Source organism: Acidisoma sp. S159, from assembly GCF_009766125.1.
Lineage (GTDB): Bacteria > Pseudomonadota > Alphaproteobacteria > Acetobacterales > Acetobacteraceae > Acidisoma.
Map to the genome: position 1 here is coordinate 97,463 of NZ_LMUG01000011.1, position 2,460 is coordinate 99,922.

General features: G+C 63.1%; 3 protein-coding genes and 1 pseudogene. 1 reads left to right on the forward strand and 3 read right to left on the reverse strand.

Annotation, left to right across the window (positions count from 1 at the left end):
* Together GSQ92_RS06505 and GSQ92_RS06510 are read right to left on the reverse strand one after the other, a co-directional pair.
* A pseudogene (locus GSQ92_RS06505) lies at positions 1 to 524 on the reverse strand (hypothetical protein); the annotation flags it as partial.
* Between the two features lie 517 nt (positions 525 to 1,041).
* Positions 1,042 to 1,683 (reverse strand): dihydrofolate reductase family protein, encoded by a 642-nt coding sequence (locus tag GSQ92_RS06510; RefSeq protein WP_158803345.1) that lies wholly within the window; start codon positions 1,681 to 1,683, stop codon positions 1,042 to 1,044.
* A 254-nt stretch (positions 1,684 to 1,937) separates the two neighbouring features.
* Between GSQ92_RS06510 and GSQ92_RS06515 the strand changes: the two genes are divergently transcribed.
* Positions 1,938 to 2,171 (forward strand): hypothetical protein, encoded by a 234-nt coding sequence (locus tag GSQ92_RS06515; protein WP_158803344.1) that lies wholly within the window; start codon positions 1,938 to 1,940, stop codon positions 2,169 to 2,171.
* Here the strand turns inward: GSQ92_RS06515 and GSQ92_RS06520 are convergent.
* The coding region (locus GSQ92_RS06520) for an integrase core domain-containing protein (protein WP_159013192.1) at positions 2,148 to 2,460 on the reverse strand (313 nt) is incomplete at its 5' end. The genes GSQ92_RS06515 and GSQ92_RS06520 overlap by 24 nt on opposite strands.

Genomic DNA, 2,460 nt, shown 5'->3' on the forward strand with positions numbered 1-2,460 from the left:
GCCCCGGCTGGGGTCACGTCCGCGACCGAGAAGCCGTTATACATCCCCTGCGCGCCGGCCGGCGTGAAGACGTGGCACAACGCGTCGAGATGGGTGATAGCGAAGCCGTGGCAAGTCATCCCGACCACGTCGTAACAGCCAGCTTCCTCGGGGAGTGGGTCCTCGTAGCGCTTCATCGCGTAGTTGAAGTTTCGCAACTCGGGCGTGCTAGGCGAGAACTCTCTGGCGAGCGAAACGACACGCCCCGAACGAATCAGCGCCGCCGCCGCGAGTCTCGTCGTTGGTGACATGAAGTTCAGCGTGCCAAGCTGGTCCGCCGCGCCCCATCGCCCCCAATTGGACAATGCCGGCAATGCCCGCTCCAGGTCGGCGTCGTTCGCGATGGACGGCAGTGCAGAGGTTTCGCCGGCGGCCAGTGCCGCCGGGTTCGCCAGTAGTGCCGCGCCAGCGATGGCGGCGGCACCCCCCAGGACGTCACGCCGGAGCATGCCGGGCGTATTTCGAGCTTCCGAAGGAGGGCTCATGGTTGACCTCGCATTTTACTGTTGCCGATAAGCTGACGCCGCCGGCGCTCGAATGCGTCCGAGAACGCCCGGCGCGCCCTTCTCCTCTCCACCATCACCACCTCCAAGCCATTCAGCCTATCAGAGATGCTCGACCATTCGGCGGGAAGCCCAGAGCGTCCCTGCGCGGGTTCCCGCAAGATAGGAACGCCTGACGACGGACGGGTTTCGCCGCCATCCGATCGATATCTTTTGCTTTGGCTACTGCGCAGGGAGGAGGGGAAGGTCGCTTTGTGATTGGGGAGCGCCGGACCGTCACCAGACTGGTTCGCTGCTCAATTTCAGCACGGCGCCTACCATCCATCCGCGCGTCATTCGACGGTCCTGCGGCTTCCCAAACCTGTGGCCCCACAATGCCTATCCTGCCATCCGTGTCTGATTTTAAGTGATCGCCAGTGATCGCGTCGCCGATGATTGCCGTTCTCATTGGGGATCACTCCCGATCTCTTACGATCACTCAGTCTCAATTCTAATCAGGTTAGCGCGTCAGCGCGAGGTGGGTCGCCAGTTCGGTTGGGACCACCTCCGTTACCCGATAGCCAAGGCCTGGCAGGTCGACACCTGCGAACAGGGATTCGCCACGACCCAGAACGACGGGCGACAGCGCCAGGTGCAACTCGTCGATCGCTCCTGCGAGCAGGTACTGACGGACCGTCGAAACTCCGCCGCCGATCTTCACGTCCAGGTCGCCCGCGGCGGCCTTGGCCTGGGAGAGCGCCGCCTCGATCCCGTCGGTGACGAAATGGAAGGTCGTCCCGCCCTCCATCACGATTGGCCGCCGGGCGTGGTGCGTGAGGATGAAGGTCGGCGCGTGATACGGGGGATTGTCGCCCCACCAGCCCTTCCAGTCGGGCCCGCCCCAGTCGTCGCCGGCCGGCCCGAACATATTACGGCCGAGGATGAAGGCGCCGAAACCTTCCATCGCGGCGCGGGCGAAGCGATCGTCAGCACCTTCGGTCCCTCCCTCTTTCCCGACCATCGATCGAAAGGTCCGGGTCGGGAAGAACCAACTCATCAACTCCTGGCCCCGTTTGCCGAGCGGAGACTCCAGGCTCTGGTCCGGGCCGGCCCCGAAGCCGTCGATGGACACTCCCAAGCCCGCTACGCGCACCTTGGCCATGGGAACCTCCATCTGATTGTGAACTGCAACCAGTTCAGTCTTGCGCGGTCTGAGGTTGTTCGAAAAGGCGGGAGTCTGGTCTAGAACGCGCTGCATCGGCCCTCGCAGTCTCAAATCAGCTTGATCGAATACGACGCCCACTGCGGACCGCGGGCAATCGGTAACCAATCGGTTCCCAATCCGTCCCACACCCGTATCCGGGACCCCACTCACCGTCGTGTTCATGTTTTGTTCTTATCCAGGGAGGGCGATCTATGAACGACCAGGCGACGCTCATCTCCTCGGACCTCCATGCTGTCGACGAGGCGGAACTTACCCGGGTCGTTCAGACGAGGGTAGAAAGCGTCGGCCGGCGGTCGGTGCACCCGGCCGACAGGGTCGCAGCGGCCCATCTACCCGCGGACGTCGTGCGCGTCATCCAGGGGGGTGTACTGCCCGCGGTTGATGAGACATCTGTGGGCAGCCTACGCGGCGATTGCGACGGCTGAAAGCTGCTGCTGCCTGACTTGAGCGGGAGTTTGGTAATTGAGCCTCTGGATGAGCCAGGTGGTGTTGTAGATGTGGCGGAAGGCGAGCAGCGCGAGCCGGAGTTCTTCGACGGTGGCGAAGGTCCGGATCCAGAGCAGATTTTCCTTGAGCGTTCGGATGAAGCGTTCTGCGCAGCCATTTCCCTCCGGCGCACGGATGAAAGCTGGCGAGCTCTGAATGCCCAGGAAGCCCATCTCGGTCTGGAAGGTGTCGGACATGTATTGCGAGCCATGATCGTGACGAACGGCC

Excerpts from the sequence above, each read along its gene's own strand:
- GSQ92_RS06510 (WP_158803345.1), bottom strand. The coding sequence starts at position 1,683 with ATGGCCAAGGTGCGCGTAGCGGGCTTGGGAGTGTCCATCGACGGCTTC.
- GSQ92_RS06515 (WP_158803344.1), top strand. The coding sequence starts at position 1,938 with ATGAACGACCAGGCGACGCTCATCTCCTCGGACCTCCATGCTGTCGAC.